This is a genomic window from Proteus mirabilis HI4320 (assembly GCF_000069965.1).
In the GTDB taxonomy this organism is placed as follows: Bacteria; Pseudomonadota; Gammaproteobacteria; order Enterobacterales; family Enterobacteriaceae; genus Proteus; species Proteus mirabilis.
In genome coordinates, this window is the sequence record NC_010554.1 from 815025 (window position 1) to 831532 (window position 16508).

The 16508-nt window shown below is 37.2% G+C and carries 13 protein-coding genes; all 13 read right to left on the bottom strand.

The genetic code is table 11. The features are described 5' to 3' along the window. Window position 1: 1 nt before the first annotated feature. Genes tssA through tssB form a run of 13 tightly spaced genes read right to left on the bottom strand, consistent with a single transcriptional unit; the run spans window position 2 to window position 14789 of the window. Window positions 2-1465: a type VI secretion system protein TssA gene (tssA, locus tag PMI_RS03625; RefSeq protein WP_012367720.1), complete on the bottom strand. Its 1464-nt coding sequence runs from the start codon at window positions 1463-1465 to the stop codon at window positions 2-4. A gap of 5 nt (window positions 1466-1470) precedes the next feature. After that, complete coding sequence (vasI, locus tag PMI_RS03630) at window positions 1471-2121, bottom strand: type VI secretion system-associated protein VasI (protein ID WP_004244612.1); 651 nt, start codon at window positions 2119-2121, stop codon at window positions 1471-1473. 1 nt (window position 2122) lies between these two features. Then, window positions 2123-2911, bottom strand: coding sequence for a helix-turn-helix domain-containing protein (locus PMI_RS03635; protein WP_004244614.1), 789 nt, complete (start codon window positions 2909-2911; stop codon window positions 2123-2125). Window positions 2912-2914: 3 nt separating this feature from the next. Next, window positions 2915-5626 (bottom strand): type VI secretion system ATPase TssH, encoded by a 2712-nt coding sequence (gene tssH / locus PMI_RS03640; RefSeq protein WP_012367721.1) that lies wholly within the window; start codon window positions 5624-5626, stop codon window positions 2915-2917. Window positions 5627-5634: 8 nt separating this feature from the next. Then, window positions 5635-6390 (bottom strand): type IVB secretion system protein IcmH/DotU, encoded by a 756-nt coding sequence (gene icmH, locus PMI_RS03645; RefSeq protein WP_004244617.1) that lies wholly within the window; start codon window positions 6388-6390, stop codon window positions 5635-5637. After that, window positions 6383-7741, bottom strand: a complete 1359-nt coding sequence (gene tssK, locus PMI_RS03650; RefSeq protein WP_004247647.1) for a type VI secretion system baseplate subunit TssK — start codon at window positions 7739-7741, stop codon at window positions 6383-6385. Before tssK ends, icmH begins: the two co-directional genes overlap by 8 nt. 1 nt (window position 7742) lies before the next feature. After that, window positions 7743-8294 (bottom strand): type VI secretion system lipoprotein TssJ, encoded by a 552-nt coding sequence (tssJ, locus tag PMI_RS03655; RefSeq protein WP_004244619.1) that lies wholly within the window; start codon window positions 8292-8294, stop codon window positions 7743-7745. A 1-nt stretch (window position 8295) separates the two neighbouring features. Then, window positions 8296-9564: a type VI secretion system-associated FHA domain protein TagH gene (gene tagH, locus PMI_RS03660; RefSeq protein WP_012367722.1), complete on the bottom strand. Its 1269-nt coding sequence runs from the start codon at window positions 9562-9564 to the stop codon at window positions 8296-8298. 4 nt (window positions 9565-9568) lie between these two features. Then, window positions 9569-10606 (bottom strand): type VI secretion system baseplate subunit TssG, encoded by a 1038-nt coding sequence (gene tssG / locus PMI_RS03665; RefSeq protein ID WP_004244621.1) that lies wholly within the window; start codon window positions 10604-10606, stop codon window positions 9569-9571. Further along, window positions 10570-12345: a type VI secretion system baseplate subunit TssF gene (gene tssF / locus PMI_RS03670; RefSeq protein WP_012367723.1), complete on the bottom strand. Its 1776-nt coding sequence runs from the start codon at window positions 12343-12345 to the stop codon at window positions 10570-10572. Before tssF ends, tssG begins: the two co-directional genes overlap by 37 nt. Before the next feature lie 7 nt (window positions 12346-12352). Continuing rightward, entirely contained in the window at window positions 12353-12784 is a 432-nt protein-coding gene (gene tssE, locus PMI_RS03675) for a type VI secretion system baseplate subunit TssE (RefSeq protein ID WP_004244624.1), read from the bottom strand. Window positions 12785-12789: 5 nt separating this feature from the next. After that, window positions 12790-14268, bottom strand: coding sequence for a type VI secretion system contractile sheath large subunit (tssC, locus tag PMI_RS03680; RefSeq protein WP_004247652.1), 1479 nt, complete (start codon window positions 14266-14268; stop codon window positions 12790-12792). A 20-nt stretch (window positions 14269-14288) separates the two neighbouring features. After that, the gene (gene tssB / locus PMI_RS03685) at window positions 14289-14789 is read right to left on the bottom strand and encodes a type VI secretion system contractile sheath small subunit (RefSeq protein ID WP_004247653.1); all 501 of its coding nucleotides are present in this window, start codon (window positions 14787-14789) and stop codon (window positions 14289-14291) included. Between the last annotated feature and the right edge of the window lie 1719 nt (window positions 14790-16508).

Below are 16508 nucleotides of genomic sequence, written 5' to 3' on the forward strand. Positions count from 1 at the left end.
ATTATTGATCCCTATCCATAGTCATTGTTATTTCTGTCTTTTTGTCTATTTTTTGCATGAGTTGTCGTATTAAGTTGGGTTCCCAATCTGCAAGTGAATAATGTGAGGCAGAGGTATTAAGTTGTTGGTATAACTGTGTAGCCATATAATCCATACCTGACAATTCAAATAGTTGTGCAGACAATAATTGTCCATAAAATCTATCTCTAGGCTCTGATCTGCTAGCAAGGTTTAATTCAATAAGCTTCAGGGCTGCTTCAAGACCTTGTTGCTCATAACATTGCAAGACCTCTTGCTCTAGGATTGCAGTATTCGTATTCGATGGTGGCAATTGACCGTTTTCAGTTTGGTTATATTGCTCTAACCACTGTTGTACACTTTCAGGAAAGAAGGGTGTCATATCCGAAAAGTGCAAGTTAACAAGTTCAGGAAGACGCGCTAAAAAAATACGTAACTCTTCAATAATGCCACTTTCTACTTCCCCATAACCTAATTTAGCTGCTACTTGTGCAGCTAACATATGGCCTTCTAACCAGTAAGGAGAGAGTGAGAGACTCTGTTCAATATTGTTTAATAGCGTAATGGACGCTTGAGTCAGTTGAGCTTTGTAATCCATTACACGGTCAATTGATACGGGGGCTAAAGGCGTTTTACCTTGAGCATTAGCTTGAGGTAAGACCGTAATAGCGTGCCAAATTGCATAACGCCGTATACGATATCCTACTGAACTTTCAGGGGCTTGTTGGCAGATAACATCAGCTACTTGAAGTAATGTTTGTTTCCATTGTCTTTCATCTTGATGGTTAACGTTAATAGTTGGTGTTAAGCTATTTTTTGTCGGTGTTTCTATAGACTCGCTAACCGGCGGAGTCTGTACTTTTTCTTCTTTCTCGACAGGTGAAGCAACAATAATCGGCGCATCGTTATTTTCAATACGATTATAATCTCTGCTTAAATCATCAATTTGTTCTGCAAGTGCCGGGCTTTGTTCATGCCAAAATTGCGCTAGAAAGGCGAACGAGCCTAGAATATCATCACGCATCGCGCTGTTGGCTGCATGACAAAAACTCTCACTCGCTGTTTCAAAACGTTTCAAAACTTGATTGGCTAAACGTGATTTCAATTTCATATTGGTTGGGTAGCAACTTTGCCAATATTGACGATTAAAATCAGTTAGGATCTGTGCTGCCAATACTAATTCTTTTGGCTCTCCAGCATGCTGTAAAGTACGTAATAAATGGACTAAGATCCGAAAATCTTTAGTCTGCGTTTCAAATAGGTGTAAACAGCGACGCTGGATCTCTTTAATATCTAATTGACCATGACTAAGTGAGCCGAACTTTATCATTTCACTGTCAATATATTCCCAGTCGGCATCATTATCATTGACAGCACTACTGACTTGCTGTTCATCAAGTGCTGTCAGTAGCTGTTGTTTCCATGCATAAGAAGTATTGTTCATCATGATTTCTACCAGTGGCAAGCCGCTCTTAAAGGGATTATTTGTTGTGAAATACCTGAAATATTGAAGGTGAGTTTTTCGTTATTAGATAATTTCAATGTCAATCTTTCAGCATTTAACAAGCGTTTAATTTCATCTATGCCCGGTATACCGCGGCTTGATTCCAATACATAACCGTTTTCACGTAAAAACCATTCTGCAGTAAATTGTGTTTTATCCGTTGAAACCATCACACTGCCAGCATCTTGTTTTGTTGGCAGGATAATTTGCATCCGAGTAATGTTATCAATACAGCTCAGCATTAAGATGGGGCGAGGCGGTTGAAAGCCAATCGCTGGAATGGTCATTAATACGGGATAATCACCGGTTTCTGGTACTGAGACGAGAAAACCTGCACTGTTTCCCGTCCGTTTCATTTCATGCTCTGTTGCTTGGCGCCATGTTTTACCCATTTGAGTAACATCAGGCAGTGCATTGGAGGAAGATGTTGAAGAAAGCGCAATTTTGTCATAACAATCTAAACGAATTAGCTGAGATGATTCCAAACGGCATTGAGTTAATTCCTCAATCATTTTCTGATTAAGATTATTTTCGGCCTTTCCCGGTGAAGTGAAGAGTAAAGGGAGTAATGTGCAGAAAAAGATTTTCAATACGTTCATTTTATACTCCGTATTTCTTCAATTTATATATTAACGCTCGTTTAGAAATACTAAGCTGTTCTGCCATGGCGTTAATATCTCCTTTCAATTCTTGCTGTTTATCTAATAAAATTTCTTTTTCATAATTTTCTATAGCAACTTCTAAATCATTAACTCCTTTGATTTGTATGGTAGGAAGTGCAATAGTCGCTACAGATGCGGTTAATTTATCTAACGTTTCATTAAGCGTGGTTTCTTTTTCCCTTTGTAATTGATTGATATATTGCAAGTAAGAGATTTTTTGTTGCATATTTGATAATTCAAAAAGATGCTTTAATTGATGATTAAATAGTTCACAATAAATAGGGAAAATACCTTGCTCGATATTTTCTAGCTCTTCAGCTTGCCCTAAAAGAATAATCGTGCCACATGCTTTATGGTTAACATCATAGATAGGCAAACTATACAATCCGGTGTTCACCGGAAGCTGTGAAATAAAACCGCGCATAGCAGCATTATTAATATAACTACCTTGTTGTAAGTTTTGCCAAAATACAGGTTCACCCTTAAATAGCAGTTGAATTAAAGGGTGATCTGCATCGGTAATATCGGTATCTAAAAAATGGCTTTGCACTTGAAGCGTTAAGTCGATATTCCAACTTTCCAATTTATTTTCAGCTTTATTCATTAACGAAATAATTAACCCACTCAGTGAGCTACGAAAAAAGCTATATTTTAGAAATTGAACAGCTAGCGTCTCTACATCATGACATTCTAGTAGTGCAAGCGCATTTTTTAGTCTCGCTTTCATTGCTTAATTAACCTCCGCAATAAACTCATCATTTTCAGTCGCTAAGCGGATATGAGAGATAGCTTCATTACGTGCACTATATTGTAGAAGTAATAAAGAAAGAGGCGGCAATAACGCACCATCAATAATAGATTCCAAAATACGCGCACCATTTTCAGCACGAGAAGCTCTGCGTAAAATTTCCGTAGCAACACTCTCTTCTACATTGATTTCTGCGTTGAAACGCTGTTTTAACAGGTTAATAAGACGAGCTAATTTGCCATCAACAATTTGTCGTAAAACCTCTGCAGGCAACGGTAAATAAGGGATCACTTCCATTCGAGCAAGTAATGCTGGTTTAAAGAAAGTTGTTAATTCAGGGTAGAGTGCATCTTCTAGTTCGTCCGGTTTATCCGCGTAAGCAGTAATGACATGGTCACCTAAATTAGAGGTGAGGAAAAATGCGATATTTTTACAATCAATGACTCGTCCTTCTCCATCGGCTATCTCTCCTTTATCAAAAGCTTGATAAAATAGATTTAGCACATCAGGATGCGCTTTCTCTACTTCGTCGAGTAAAACAACTGAGTAAGGTCTTTTACGAATAGCTTCTGTTAAGATCCCTCCTTCACCATATCCCACATAACCGGGAGGTGAACCAATAAGGCGAGAAACAGTATGTTTTTCTTGAAACTCAGACATATTAATAGTCGTGAGATATTGTGTGCCACCGAACATTAATTGGGCAATTTGGATAACCGTTTCTGTTTTACCCACGCCACTAGGACCTGCTAATAAGAACGCCCCCAGCGGTCGACCCGGTCGACGTAAATCAGCCCGCGCTGTGAGTAAATGTTTGTGTAAACATTGAATGGCTAATGATTGGCCTTTGATACTCTCTTCCAAGTAGGTAGGCAACTCAGTGACAATTGATAATGCATCTTGTGATAATCGATTTAATGGTACTCCGGTCCATTCAGCAATTACCGCCGCAATTTGTTTTTTATCGACGTGAGGCGAAACCAGTAAATGCGTGTCGTGTAACTGAGCAAGTTGTTTATCTAATTGTTGTAACTGTTGCTTTAATTCTTCAGATGAGCAGGGGGGCTGTGCTGCTATTTTTTCATCATTATCTTCAGCATCTTCTGCTTCACTATAAGTTCTTATATCACTTACCACTTCATTATTTGCAACATCATTTGCGACATCGTCATTAGTCGCTTCGGTAGCATTATTAAGTAATGTTGCTCGTAAGGTAATAATTTGAGATACAAGCTCTTTTTGTTGCTCCCATGCTTGCTGTAAATCAGTTGCTTGTTGCTCAATAGCACTTGCTTGTGAGGCTAACGTTTCAAGACGCTCAGAATGATCATCTAAACCTAAATAGTGTTCTCTTTGTAATACATCCATTTCCATATTGATTTGGTGGAGTTCTGTTTTCAAAGAGGATAATGCCTTTGGTGGCGAAGATAGATTAATCGCGGCTCTTGCACAGGCTGTATCTAATACATCAATGGCTTTGTCTGGTAATTGACGTCCAGAGATATAACGTTCACTTAATTCAGCACTGGCTCGTAGTGCTTCATCATCAATAAAGACATGGTGGGATTTTTCATAGATACTACGTAAGCCACGCATAATGATAATGGCTTCTGCAGATGATGGCTCTTTGACTTGCACTAATTGGAAACGGCGCGCTAACGCGGCATCTTTTTCAAAATATTTTTTGTATTCGCTCCAAGTCGTTGCTGCGATAGTTCGTAGTTCTCCACGCGCCAAAGCCGGTTTTAATAAATTAGAAACATCTAAGCCACCTTGCTGGTTACCTGCACCAATGAGGGTGTGTGCTTCATCAATAAATAGAATGATAGGGTGAGGAGATTGAGTGACTTCTTGCATAATGCCTTTAAAGCGTTTTTCAAATTCGCCTTTGACTGCAGCACCTGCTTGTAATGCGCCTAAATCAAGAGTAAGAAGTTCACAACCTCTTAATTTATCAGGAATATCTCCGGCAATAATACGTAGTGCTAGTCCTTCAATTAACGCACTTTTACCCACACCGGGCTCTCCGACTACTACAGGATTGTTTTTACGGCGACGGCACAGAATATCAATCATTAAGTCGATTTCATTATCGCGACATAAGACCGGATCTAACTCACCATTTCGCGCTTGTTCAGTCATGTTATGAGTAAATTTCGCTAACAATGAATCAGCGGCAAGGTTACCTTTTTCTGATACTGTTTTTTCGTTAAAAGGCGATTCAGCAGAGCCTTCAGTCCATTGATCAAAATTGAGTTTTAATTGGTCGCGGTTAATCTGCGCAAGCATATCGGCAACAGGTTTCGCAAGATAACGCAAAGGCATTTGTAGTAAAGTTAAAAACAATGCACCAGAGCGAAGTTCACTGTGATTTAGCTCAGTTGACGCTAATAGCCAGCTATCTTTCATCCATTCGACTAATAAGGGTGAAAAACTAGGATAACTTTGTGTAATAACTTGATGTGGCGGAATGTCGATATCTAATAACTCTGATAACGCATTAATATCTAATGCGCTTTTTTGACTGATCATACGAATGTCAGTTAATGGCGTTTCTATCAGTTTTTGTAGAAACTGAGCAATCGTAATTTCAGGTTGCTGGTGGCTTACACAGTAAGCGGCTGCACTTTCTAAGGCATGCTTAGCTATTGGGTGTAATCGATTAACGAGAGTAGAGAGATCAATTTGGATCATAATGCGTCCTAGCCAAGTAAAGTATTAAGTTGTTCCACAATACTGAGTGTTTGATAATTCAGTCTGGATGAATAAATGCTATAAATAATCAACGCGAATACCGCTGTACCTATGAGAATATAGCGAGCCCCTAAACGCTTACCTAAACGATAACGGCTTTGTTGGTTATCACCTTTTTCAAATAGAACTATTGGCTTAGCGTTACCTCTTAGCTGTTGGATCTGTTTTTGTAAGCGTCTTAATAAATGATTAAATTCATCATTTTGTCCCGCAGAGACTTTGTAGCGCCCGCGGTATCCTAGGCATAAACAAAGGTAGATAAATTCAATCAGATCGAGGTAACGCTTAGGTTCACCTAATAATCTTTCAATTAAGACAAAGACTTTTTCACCACCCCATGATTCATTATGAAAATGAACCAGTAATGATTGTTTTACCCAACCATTATCTTGATCCCAGCCTAATCCAAGGGCGGTTTCATCAATAAAAGTACATAGCACATAACGAAATGAAACAATGGCACCTGGCTCGTAACCTTGGATCTGTAATTGTTGCTCAATAGAGGTAATATCCATGACAACTTGTTGGTACAGCTTTTCTGAAAGTGGGGTTTCAGACATCGCTTTCATGCGCAATACCATGCCTAATAAAGGTGTAGCAGCATCTATCATTGGATTGATGTTGTTTCCTCTTAGCGGCAGTTGGTAATTTTTCTTTGTAATGCGCTCTTCATCATCATGATTCAGTAAAATATCATCAGTCATAGAGTGCTCCATCTCTTATTGCCCATAACTGAATATCGAGATCGGGGAAGTTTCCTGAAACGTGGAATGCGATGTTGCCATCCTGCTGGATCCCTTTCCATTCATTGCCTTGTTGATCAAAATGGAAATAGTTATATCCCGAGTGATAAGGTAATTGTCTTGGTGCAGCCGAAAGTGGTGATAAAGGAACACCCGGTATTTGCACACTAACCAAGCTGCGAATGTTATTGATTGTTGTCACCTTAGTTTGTTGTGGGAATTGGCGACGTAGTTGCTCTTGCGGCATTTGTGATTTCACCGCAATAATAAATTCAGCTCGTTGTAGCAGTTGTTTGTCATGAATGGTTGCTACACGAATACCATGCTCTTGAACTTGTAGCGGGATTGGGATCGCTCTTGGTGTTAAGACAACACTGAGTGCTTCGCGGATACTGGCTATTAATGGAATATAACTTTCTGTTAATTTAGCATGTTGATATTTGGCAATATTTTCAGGTAAACGTGAAGTATTCGTGAATGTTTGTAGTTCACCACAAAGCTCTAATAAATCTCGAAATAGTTTTTCAGGATGGATCACCGGCTCTTGAGCATAATGCGAATAGAGTGGATAAGTGCGATTAAGCACTTGTAACATCATAAATTCTGCCACATCCGCAACACCTTGCTGACCTGGGGCACCAATGCGAGAGGCAATTTGTTTTCCTCTTTCATATAGCGTTCCTTCAAGCTCGGTGAGAAATTGGCTCAATAATGTTGAGGCACGGATATTTAATAGGCTGGGAATATAATCATTATCTAGCGTTAAATTACCATTAGCATTACGCTCTCTAATACGACAGATAGGTAAAGCAACATAGGCATCTAAACCATGTTTACCTTGTTTGAGTATTGGTGTGAGCTGTGCAACATGAATAGCACTGATATCACCATTTTCAGTATGTAAATCACGAATATTTTCGGTGCTTTCGCTGTAGCGAGAAAGTAAACGACTACCGTTATGTTCAGTGGAAATTTCACTGACATTCTCGTTCATTAAAGGAAAAGCTAGATAAATAATACTGCTGTCACTATCAGTAATATTCGTTATATCAATAGGCTGTGGTAGTAAATCTTGGTTTGGTATAGAGAAAATGGTGCCGTCTGGCATAACACCAGAAGCTTCTTTAATACCAATACGACCTAAAGCATATAAATCGTCACTCAATTTTAAGGTACTAAATCCCCAAAAGTGTGAAAAAAAGTTATTTAAAATACTCACCGTCATATAATCTTGATGACGTTGTTGTTGTTGAAAATGTTGAGGTTTGATAAATAGCCCTTCACGCCAGATCACTCTATTTTTAGTTGACATATTAATCATCCTCTTCTTGTCTAAATTCGATTTCATTTTCCCTAATGTGCACTAATAGGAAGTAGTGGCGTCCTTTACCACGCGCTTTGACTATTTTCTTCCATTCTGCTTTATCAGGATCTGAGTAATAGGCAATAATGCCAATGTAACGGTTAGATGGGTCTAACGTCATAGTAGGGAAGGGTTTATATTGGCCAGGTAAAATGGTGTAGTCTTGATGGTCAATATAATTTTTCTTTAGAACTTTCTCTAAGTCACCCTCTTTTGCATCTATCTGATCATGATCAACAGAGCCAAATACTGAATCTTCGTTAAGATAAACAACTTGGATATTTATCGGCGCAGCTTCACCTTCCTGATTAGGATTAATATAGGGCTCCGCAAGGATGGTTAATGCAACGGTAGAGGGCTGATCTTTCGGTTGCCCAACAGGAGTTGAGGGATCTAATAAGATTTTCCCCATTTTACCCGCGGCTTCAAAAGGTTTACTACATCCACTCAATATTAAAAAAGAGCTAAATAACAGTAATATTGAGAAAGTTCTAAGCTGCATATTAAGCTTCCTCTATTCCTTTTCTCAGCGCTCTGTCATAAGCATGGCTGTATACTTCATAGAATAATTTTTCAAAACCCTGTTGCCGAGATGAAGAGAGTTCTTTGTAATAGTTGTTGTACATTTCCCAAGCCCAGCCATCATTCATTGGTGTGTTATCTGAAGCTCGTCGATACTGAGAAAAGCGGTTTAATAAATGTTCAGGAGAGAATGCTGCCAACATGGTTGATAGTGCGGTTGAAATAGCTTCTTGATTCGCTTGATAATGCAATTGGATGTTGTGCAAGCTTTCTGTTACTGCCGCAGGTGCTGAAAGATGTACAGGGCTACGTTCATCGGTAAACATCAACTTCATTGTCTCTTCATAGCCACTATTAAGACGTAGAGGATTATCTTCAATTGGGCGTAATTGCTTATCTTGTAAGCTTTCTTGTTGTTGTTGCAAAATCAGTAAACCTTCAATAGCCGCTTTGACGGTTTTACCCAGTTCAACAAGAAAATCATTAGCATGCTGTGTATTTGTTAAATTAAGGTGGATACCTAATCCCTTCATCAGAGGGTTAACCGCCACATGATCGACATCGGTCATATGTTCGTTTTCATTAGGTGTGATTTTAGGTAAATCAATAAATTCTTGGACCATAGTATTCTCTTGATTATCTGATGTCGGAAAGGCAGATGAATACGAGTGGGGGTCACTCAATAAAGGATCGTCTGAAGTAGCTTGTGTGTTTTTAGAAATTAAGCTTAGATTTTCGTTTTCTAAAGCCTGTAGTGGATCTGTTGTTAATGCACCCTGAACGGTTGGTACAAACGGAGGCTCTTTCCGCTCATTTTTGACTGTTGTATCAACATCAAATAATGAATCTAGCGGATTATGATCTTTTGCGATAATAGACTGAGGCGTCATCGCCATCATATTTTGTACCGGCTCTCCGGTAAGACTAATATTGGTGGCAATAACTAATTTACCCACTTTTATCTGATCACCTTGGGTCAGTCTAACGGCATCAAGATGCAATGGAATAATCGCATTATTAATGTAAACAGGACCTGAATTTACTTTTAAGCAAAAGTGTTGATCTTTCCAAAACACCGTACATTGCCGATCGGCAATAGCACCTTCATTATCTTGGATTTTCCAGTCACATTGATTGCCACTACCAATCTGTCCGCTACTTTGAGTTAAAGTCGCATTTGGCAGATAACCACTTTCTAGCTGTTCACTATTTTTGATGCTAAAAGAAATTGTTGGCTGATATTTATCCATCTCTTTATTCCAATACCGTAATGGTGACATCCGGTTTCTTTGCGGGTTGACCTAAAAAGCTTTGCCAGCCTAATTGGTTGTGTTGTTGGTGACCCAAACGGAACCCTTCGGCTTGCTTTTCAGCAATGCTAAGACGTAAATCCCAAGCTAATTGCTCATGAAAAATGTAAGAAACAAAGGCAACTAATGGTGCGAAATCACTGCCGTTAGGTAAAAAACGCATATAGCGTTCTAAACTTAATTCACTGATTTCGATGGTGCATTTTCCATTGCAGTCATATATGTGTGAGCCCAGACTAAAATTTTCCCCTAATAACATTCGTGGGCGAGATTTTTGTCCGGATTGATGAGAAATCGTACCTAACTTGTTTTGTTGTGATTCAGGAATAGGAACACGGCGTGTCTCCCAACCAATTACTTTTACATTTTCTAAGTCGAAACAGTGAGATATAAGACTACTAATCACATCAGAAGAGCGACTTGGACTCGCCAAAAGACCAGCATAAGCGAGCATTTTGCTATGGTTGATTTTGATCCGACCGCGATTAGCTCCATTACCTAATCCAACGAGAGAAAACATATATTGTGAAAATGAATCCTGACCTTCATTTTCAAAGCAAATGTAGTAACGATATTTGCGCCAGATCCGATAAAGTAACGCTATCAGACGATGATTGAAGATATCGAGAAAAGCGGAGATACCTTCTATCTGTTGTGCATCTTCCCAAGCAAACTCATCCAGATAATAGCCTGGTAGGGGGGACTGACTTCCTTGTAAGCCTAAAAAAGCGACTTCTAATTCATATTGTTCGACATTATTTTTTTCAATGGAAATGACATCTCGCGTCGGAAATGCAATATTTGAATAAGATTTAAAGCGAAGAATACCGCTGTCATCCTCCATCGAGTTGACATCTTGATGAATTATTTTATTTAACAATTCAACGAGTTGATAAAAATTATACTCTGTTACCGATGAGCCAGCTTGTTCCAGCCAACGATCGATTACTTCAGTATGTGCTGGTTGATTTGTGCTGGCCATCGATAAACTTCCTTATTATCAAGGTTAATAACTTCCAACTCATGAAACATATTAATGCTGGTATATAAGGTGAAAAATTGAGCGATAACGGTACAAAATAGGAATAAACTTCCTTCTGAAAGAAACGCATTTTGATGAACAACTAACGTTGTCTTCAGACCGCGAACAGGAAGGCCTTTGTAGATATGCTCAATATGCTCTGAATGTAAATCAACTAATGCATCTAGGCGTTTTTGTGATTGCCTTGCAACCTGTGTGTTATAAACAGACGGTAAATCATAGAGTTGTAATATTTTTTTTAATGAATCAAGATTGAGCAAAGACTGATAATTTAAAGATAAATTAGTTAATTCAGACCAATATAATGTTTTATCTAATAATGGATATAAAGGCAGTGTTGGTGCGAATAAATTCTTAGCAGATAAAGCCCCATAAGGCATTGATGCACTATCTAAATCGATAGAACGCGTCGATAACTGGGAAGCGATATAGCGGTTAGTACAGTTGAGTGCAACAGAAACGGTTTCTTCACACTGTTGTAACTGAGGCTCTTGCTGACGAACAAAAGAAAGTCGATGGGAATAGCCGTATAACTGTTCATTTTGACTTATCTTTAAACGGTAATAGCCATGATTTTGAGTCTGATGGTTTTGATGATAAAAACTTTCAAATGCTGTATAGGTGATCGGATAAGGTTTAGCATCATTAGGATAACGTAACCCTCTAACCTCATTAATCGAAAAAATATCAAAACATTCAGTAAGTTGGTAATTAGGACTTAAAACATACTCCTCACTTTTCCCCGTCAAATTTATTGCTTCACTATCAATAGGAAATAAATTCACAATAGGGGTGCAATTAAGTTTAATACTGTCGTCGTAAAGAATAACGCCATCAGGAATTTCTAGATCAAAATTGATCACCAGTTTGAATTGCTCTGCTTCGATAGCCAAAGGAATGTCATCCAAACCATGAATATCTAGAAAGAGAAAGGCTTCAGGAAAACAGAAAAACTCTTGCAGTATACGATAGCCATCATAGCTATTTTTCGGGTATGGAAGTAAGGCATCCTGCTTTTGAAAACCAACAGGCGTAACTGAAAAGTGAGTAAGAGGTAGCGTATGTACATCTGTGACTAAAGAGGCACTCTGCACATGCTGGCTTAATAAAAAATAGAGCTGATTTGTAGTAAATGGCGCACCATTTAAGTAAAAACACAATTTATCTAAGCCAATATTGGCAAGTGGCTGTTTTGTTGCTAACTCAAATGTTATTTCAATGGCGGTTGTTTGCTGCAAAATGTTACTGATTTTTGTCGGCATTAACCAGAGGTCGCGACTTTGACTAAATCGACATTGAAATAACGTCTCGTGGTTTGTTTCCTCACTTTGCACATAAAGTGGAGCGGCACTAAAGGGTTGTCCTGCTGAAATTTTTGTTGCGTGTTGGCACTGAGCATAATTAGGATGATATTCAACAATCGTCATGCTTGGCACAGGGCGTGCGTAGTTTGGCCAAAGCATATTGGCTAAACTATTAGTTAATTCAGGAAATTGTCTATCTATTTGCTGGCGTAAATTACCCGATAAATAAGATAGCCCATCCATAATCCGCGAAGTATCAGGATCTTTAACATTGTGCGAAAGCAAATTAACAAGTTGCGGTTTTTCTTTGGCAACTTGTTCAGTCAGCTCATTTAAGTATTCTGATTCATTGGTAAAGTAGGATTTTGATGACATATTAATGCTATTTAAGCTGATATCTACGGTTATTATCTAAATACACATTAAATTCAATAAGTTGCTGCTTATTTTCTAAATCAATAAAAGCATTAATATTAAATTGTAAAGATAAACTATCTGCATCTTCTTCAAGAAATTTCACTACAACTTTGCTGATCCGTGGTTCATACGCAATAATGCAACTACTAATGCTATCTTCTAGGTGAGATTTAAAATCAACCGTAGATTGAGTCGCATCATTTAAATCAGGGATCCCTAAGGGTGGCGTTCCTTGGCAACCATCAGGTCTAGCATTTAAGATGTAATTTAAATTCTGTTTTATTGATTCAATGAGTGTATTTGTTCGCGAACGATGGGAAAAACCTAAGTTTTTCCCTCGGATCCGTTCAAATAAGCTGGCGCCAGCATTAGCCTGCCAGCCATAATTGGATGCCATCACCGTTACTCTTTATCAAGACGACCAACAAGTGATAATTCAAAGTTTGCACCCATATATTTAAAATGTGGGCGAACTTGAATAGCGACTTGGTACCAACCTGGATCGCCATCAACATCAAGTACTTTGATTTCAGCTGAACGCAATGGACGTTTACTACGAACATCTGCTGGTGGGTTTTCTTGATCTGCGACATATTGCTTAAGCCAAATATTGAGTTCACGCTCCAGATCTTGACGCTCTTTCCATGAGCCAATCTGTTCACGTTGCAATACTTTTATATAATGAGCTAAGCGATTGATAATAAACATGTATGGCAATTGAGTTCCTAACTTATAGTTAGTCTCTGCCAATTTGCCTTCAGGAGTATTTGGGAAGACTTTTGGTTTTTGAACCGAGTTTGCGGAGAAGAATGCAGCATTATCACTGCCTTTACGCATGGTCAGCGTGATAAAGCCTTCTTCTGCTAGTTCAAATTCTCTACGATCGGTAACTAAAACTTCAGTTGGGATCTTAGTTTGTAATTCACCCATCGCTTCAAAAATATGCACAGGAAGATCATTAACTGTACCGCCGCTTTGTGGGCCAATAATGTTTGGACACCAACGATATTTTGCAAAACTATCATTAATACAGCTTGCTAATAAGAATGCGGTATTACCCCATAAATAGTGCTCATGGTCTTGTTTAACATTTTCTGAATAGTTAAACATTTTTACAGGGTTTTCTGTTGGAGAGTATGGCAAACGTAATAAGAAACGCGGTGCTGTTAACCCTAAATAACGGGAATCTTCTGCTTCACGCAGTGAGCGCCATTTAGTATGTGCAGGGCCTTCAAAAACAGATTTTAGATCTTTAATTGCCGGCAGTTCAGCGTAGCTATTAATACCAAAGAAATTAGGTGAAACAGATGATAGGAATGGCGCGTGAGCCATTGCACCAACAGTACTAACATACTGCATTAACTTCATATCTGGCGCAGTATTGTTAAAGGCGTAGTTACCAATAACTGTTGCAACAGGTTCACCACCAAATTGGCCGTATCCTGAAGAGTAGACGTGTTGATAGAAGCCTGATTGAACAATTTCTGGAGAAAATTCAAAATCTTCTAATAACTCTTCTTTAGTTGCATGAAGAATATTGATCTTAATATTTTCTCTAAAATCAGTGCGATCAACGAGTAATTTTAAAGAACGCCATGAAGCTTCAATTTCTTGAAATTTAGGCGCGTGAAGAATTTCGTCAACTTGAGTACTTAGTTTATTATCAAGTTCAACAAGCATTTTATCGATTAATAATCGATTGATCTGTTGGTCTTCAGATTCACTGGCGAAAATATTACTAATAAAAGCAGCAACACCTTGTTTGGCAATATCGTATGCTTCTGTTTCTGGAGACATACGTGATTGAGCCATAATTTCATCAAGTAAAGAGCCTGTAGATGCGGGGGCTTGTTGCTCTTGAGCTTCTGCATTTAGTGACATGAAATAATCCTCTATAAACATTATTTTTGATTAGCAGCAATATCGAGCTCTTTTAGAAGCTGTTCGCGAGTTTCTTGATTTTCAAGTAGTTCTTGAAGACGCTTTCTAAAAGCTGGGACATTGCCTAGAGGACCTTTTAATGCAACTAAAGCTTCACGCAATTCGAGAAGTTTATTTAATTCGGGCACTTGGCGAGCGATACTATCAGGAGAGAAATCCTGTAAAGATTTCACATCAAGATTAACATTAAGCTCTGAATCACTGCTTTCTTCTAAGGTATTGCGAACATTAATATTTAAATTAATGCCAGCACTTTCCATAACAGAATTGAAGTTGTTTTGATTGACTGAAATCGCTTTGCGATCTTCAATGGGGGTCTCTTCCGTTTTACCTTTCATATCCCCAACAATCAACATATTCAATGGAAGTTCGACTTCAGCCTGAGCTCCGCCAGTATTTGGCGTATATTTAATATTAATCCTTTCTTTAGGGGCAACACTACCGAGATTTTTCTTACTCATTTAAGTTAAGCTCCTTGTATGAGTATGCAATAACTTCTTAATTCCATAAATAAAATGCCTAAATTAAAAATTAATAATAAATTTAGAGCATGCACTTCCCTACACAGAACAAAACAGGCTCTGCGTTAAGAATTCTTTTCCCAGTAAGGTGTTTAAATATGTTTAATATTGTACAAAATTTATTTTTTAGTTTTGGTCATAATATACAAAATTAACTTAGGGTCAATAGGTAATTTATTATATGAGTTCTTATTTTTATATTAAATAAGCTGAGAGCAGTATCAATAGGGCATCTTATCGGGATAAGAAATAAGTTTGACTATAATTATGAAAGCTAACTTATTCGGTGGTTACTCTAATAATGAGTATCTAAATGATATAGCTAATTGCAATATAAATTAAACTCAATTTAATAAATATAGAATATATTAATTTATAAAATTCTGTGAGCTAAGTTCATATTTTACAATTAGTAATATAATTTCATCTTTTTCTAGCATAATTACTTATTTTATCTATTTTGCTTGAAAGGTTATTTCAATTTTAGGATAAGTTAGCTTTTACTCATTATATTTGTATCACGATGATGGATACATATTAAACAAGCCTTTTTGGATATTGGTGATGTTTTTATATTTTGCTTTATTTTCAATATCTTATGGTTTTTTAAGTTAAGGCGTTAATCTTGATTTAAGAGCAATAAAGAGGTTTTTTTGAGATATCAATTTATTCATAGGAATATAACGTGTTAGAAAATAAGAGGGAATAATAGGTTTTCAAGCCCTTTGTGACGCTACATATTGATATATTAAAAATAACATATATATAACGAGTATATGATAAAAAATAAAAACGCAATGAAACTATTTAGGTGTGAATTAGTTTTTTATGGCAACAGAATTGCAAACATAATACAGCTATATTTGGTTTAACTTAAGGGTATGGTCTGAAAAATATTCTGCTTTAATAAATGGATTTTTAATTTTTTAGTACGATGTATCTCTTATAGTGAGTAAGAAGATGGTGCTATAAGCCAAAAAAGACTAACCATAAATAGCTAAATAACTATAGAGATATCTTTATTGTTATCAAATAAGAGGATTACCTATTTCAATCAAGGATAAATACTAATATGGCTCAAATAGATCTTTACCCTAATATGATATGAAAAATCTTCTCTCAATATTGCTACTGTAATGAGTATCGCTTCTTAATTTATACTGGAATAACAGCATATCTTTATCATCAATAAGCAAAGACCAAGATAGTTAAACTAAAACTTTTGTGTCTCCCTATCCTTATTTTCTACTTGTTCATTGTATAGTTTTATAATTAGCCTCCATAAAATGAGTATTGGTACGTAAAAATAAGACTGAAATATACGCATATTGAGTGTGTTAAATAAAAATAGTGGCTTAATTAGCATGATATTTTAATTAAATTGAGCTTAACAGCTAAATATATTGACCAATTTGGACTGCTCATGGAGAAAGGACAGTATAATTCAATGTAATTGATTTTTAATACTTTAAAATCAATGGATTATATGCGCTATTTTTGATTTAACATTTCCGTTACAAAATATATTTTTATGTACATAGTGTTTCTTGGGTTGCGAGCAATTTGTCTATTTATTCATCATATTTTATGCTGATAAACACTTTTTATGACTGTTTTTACAGCATGATATAGCGATATTTCAACCAGTTTACGCTAAGT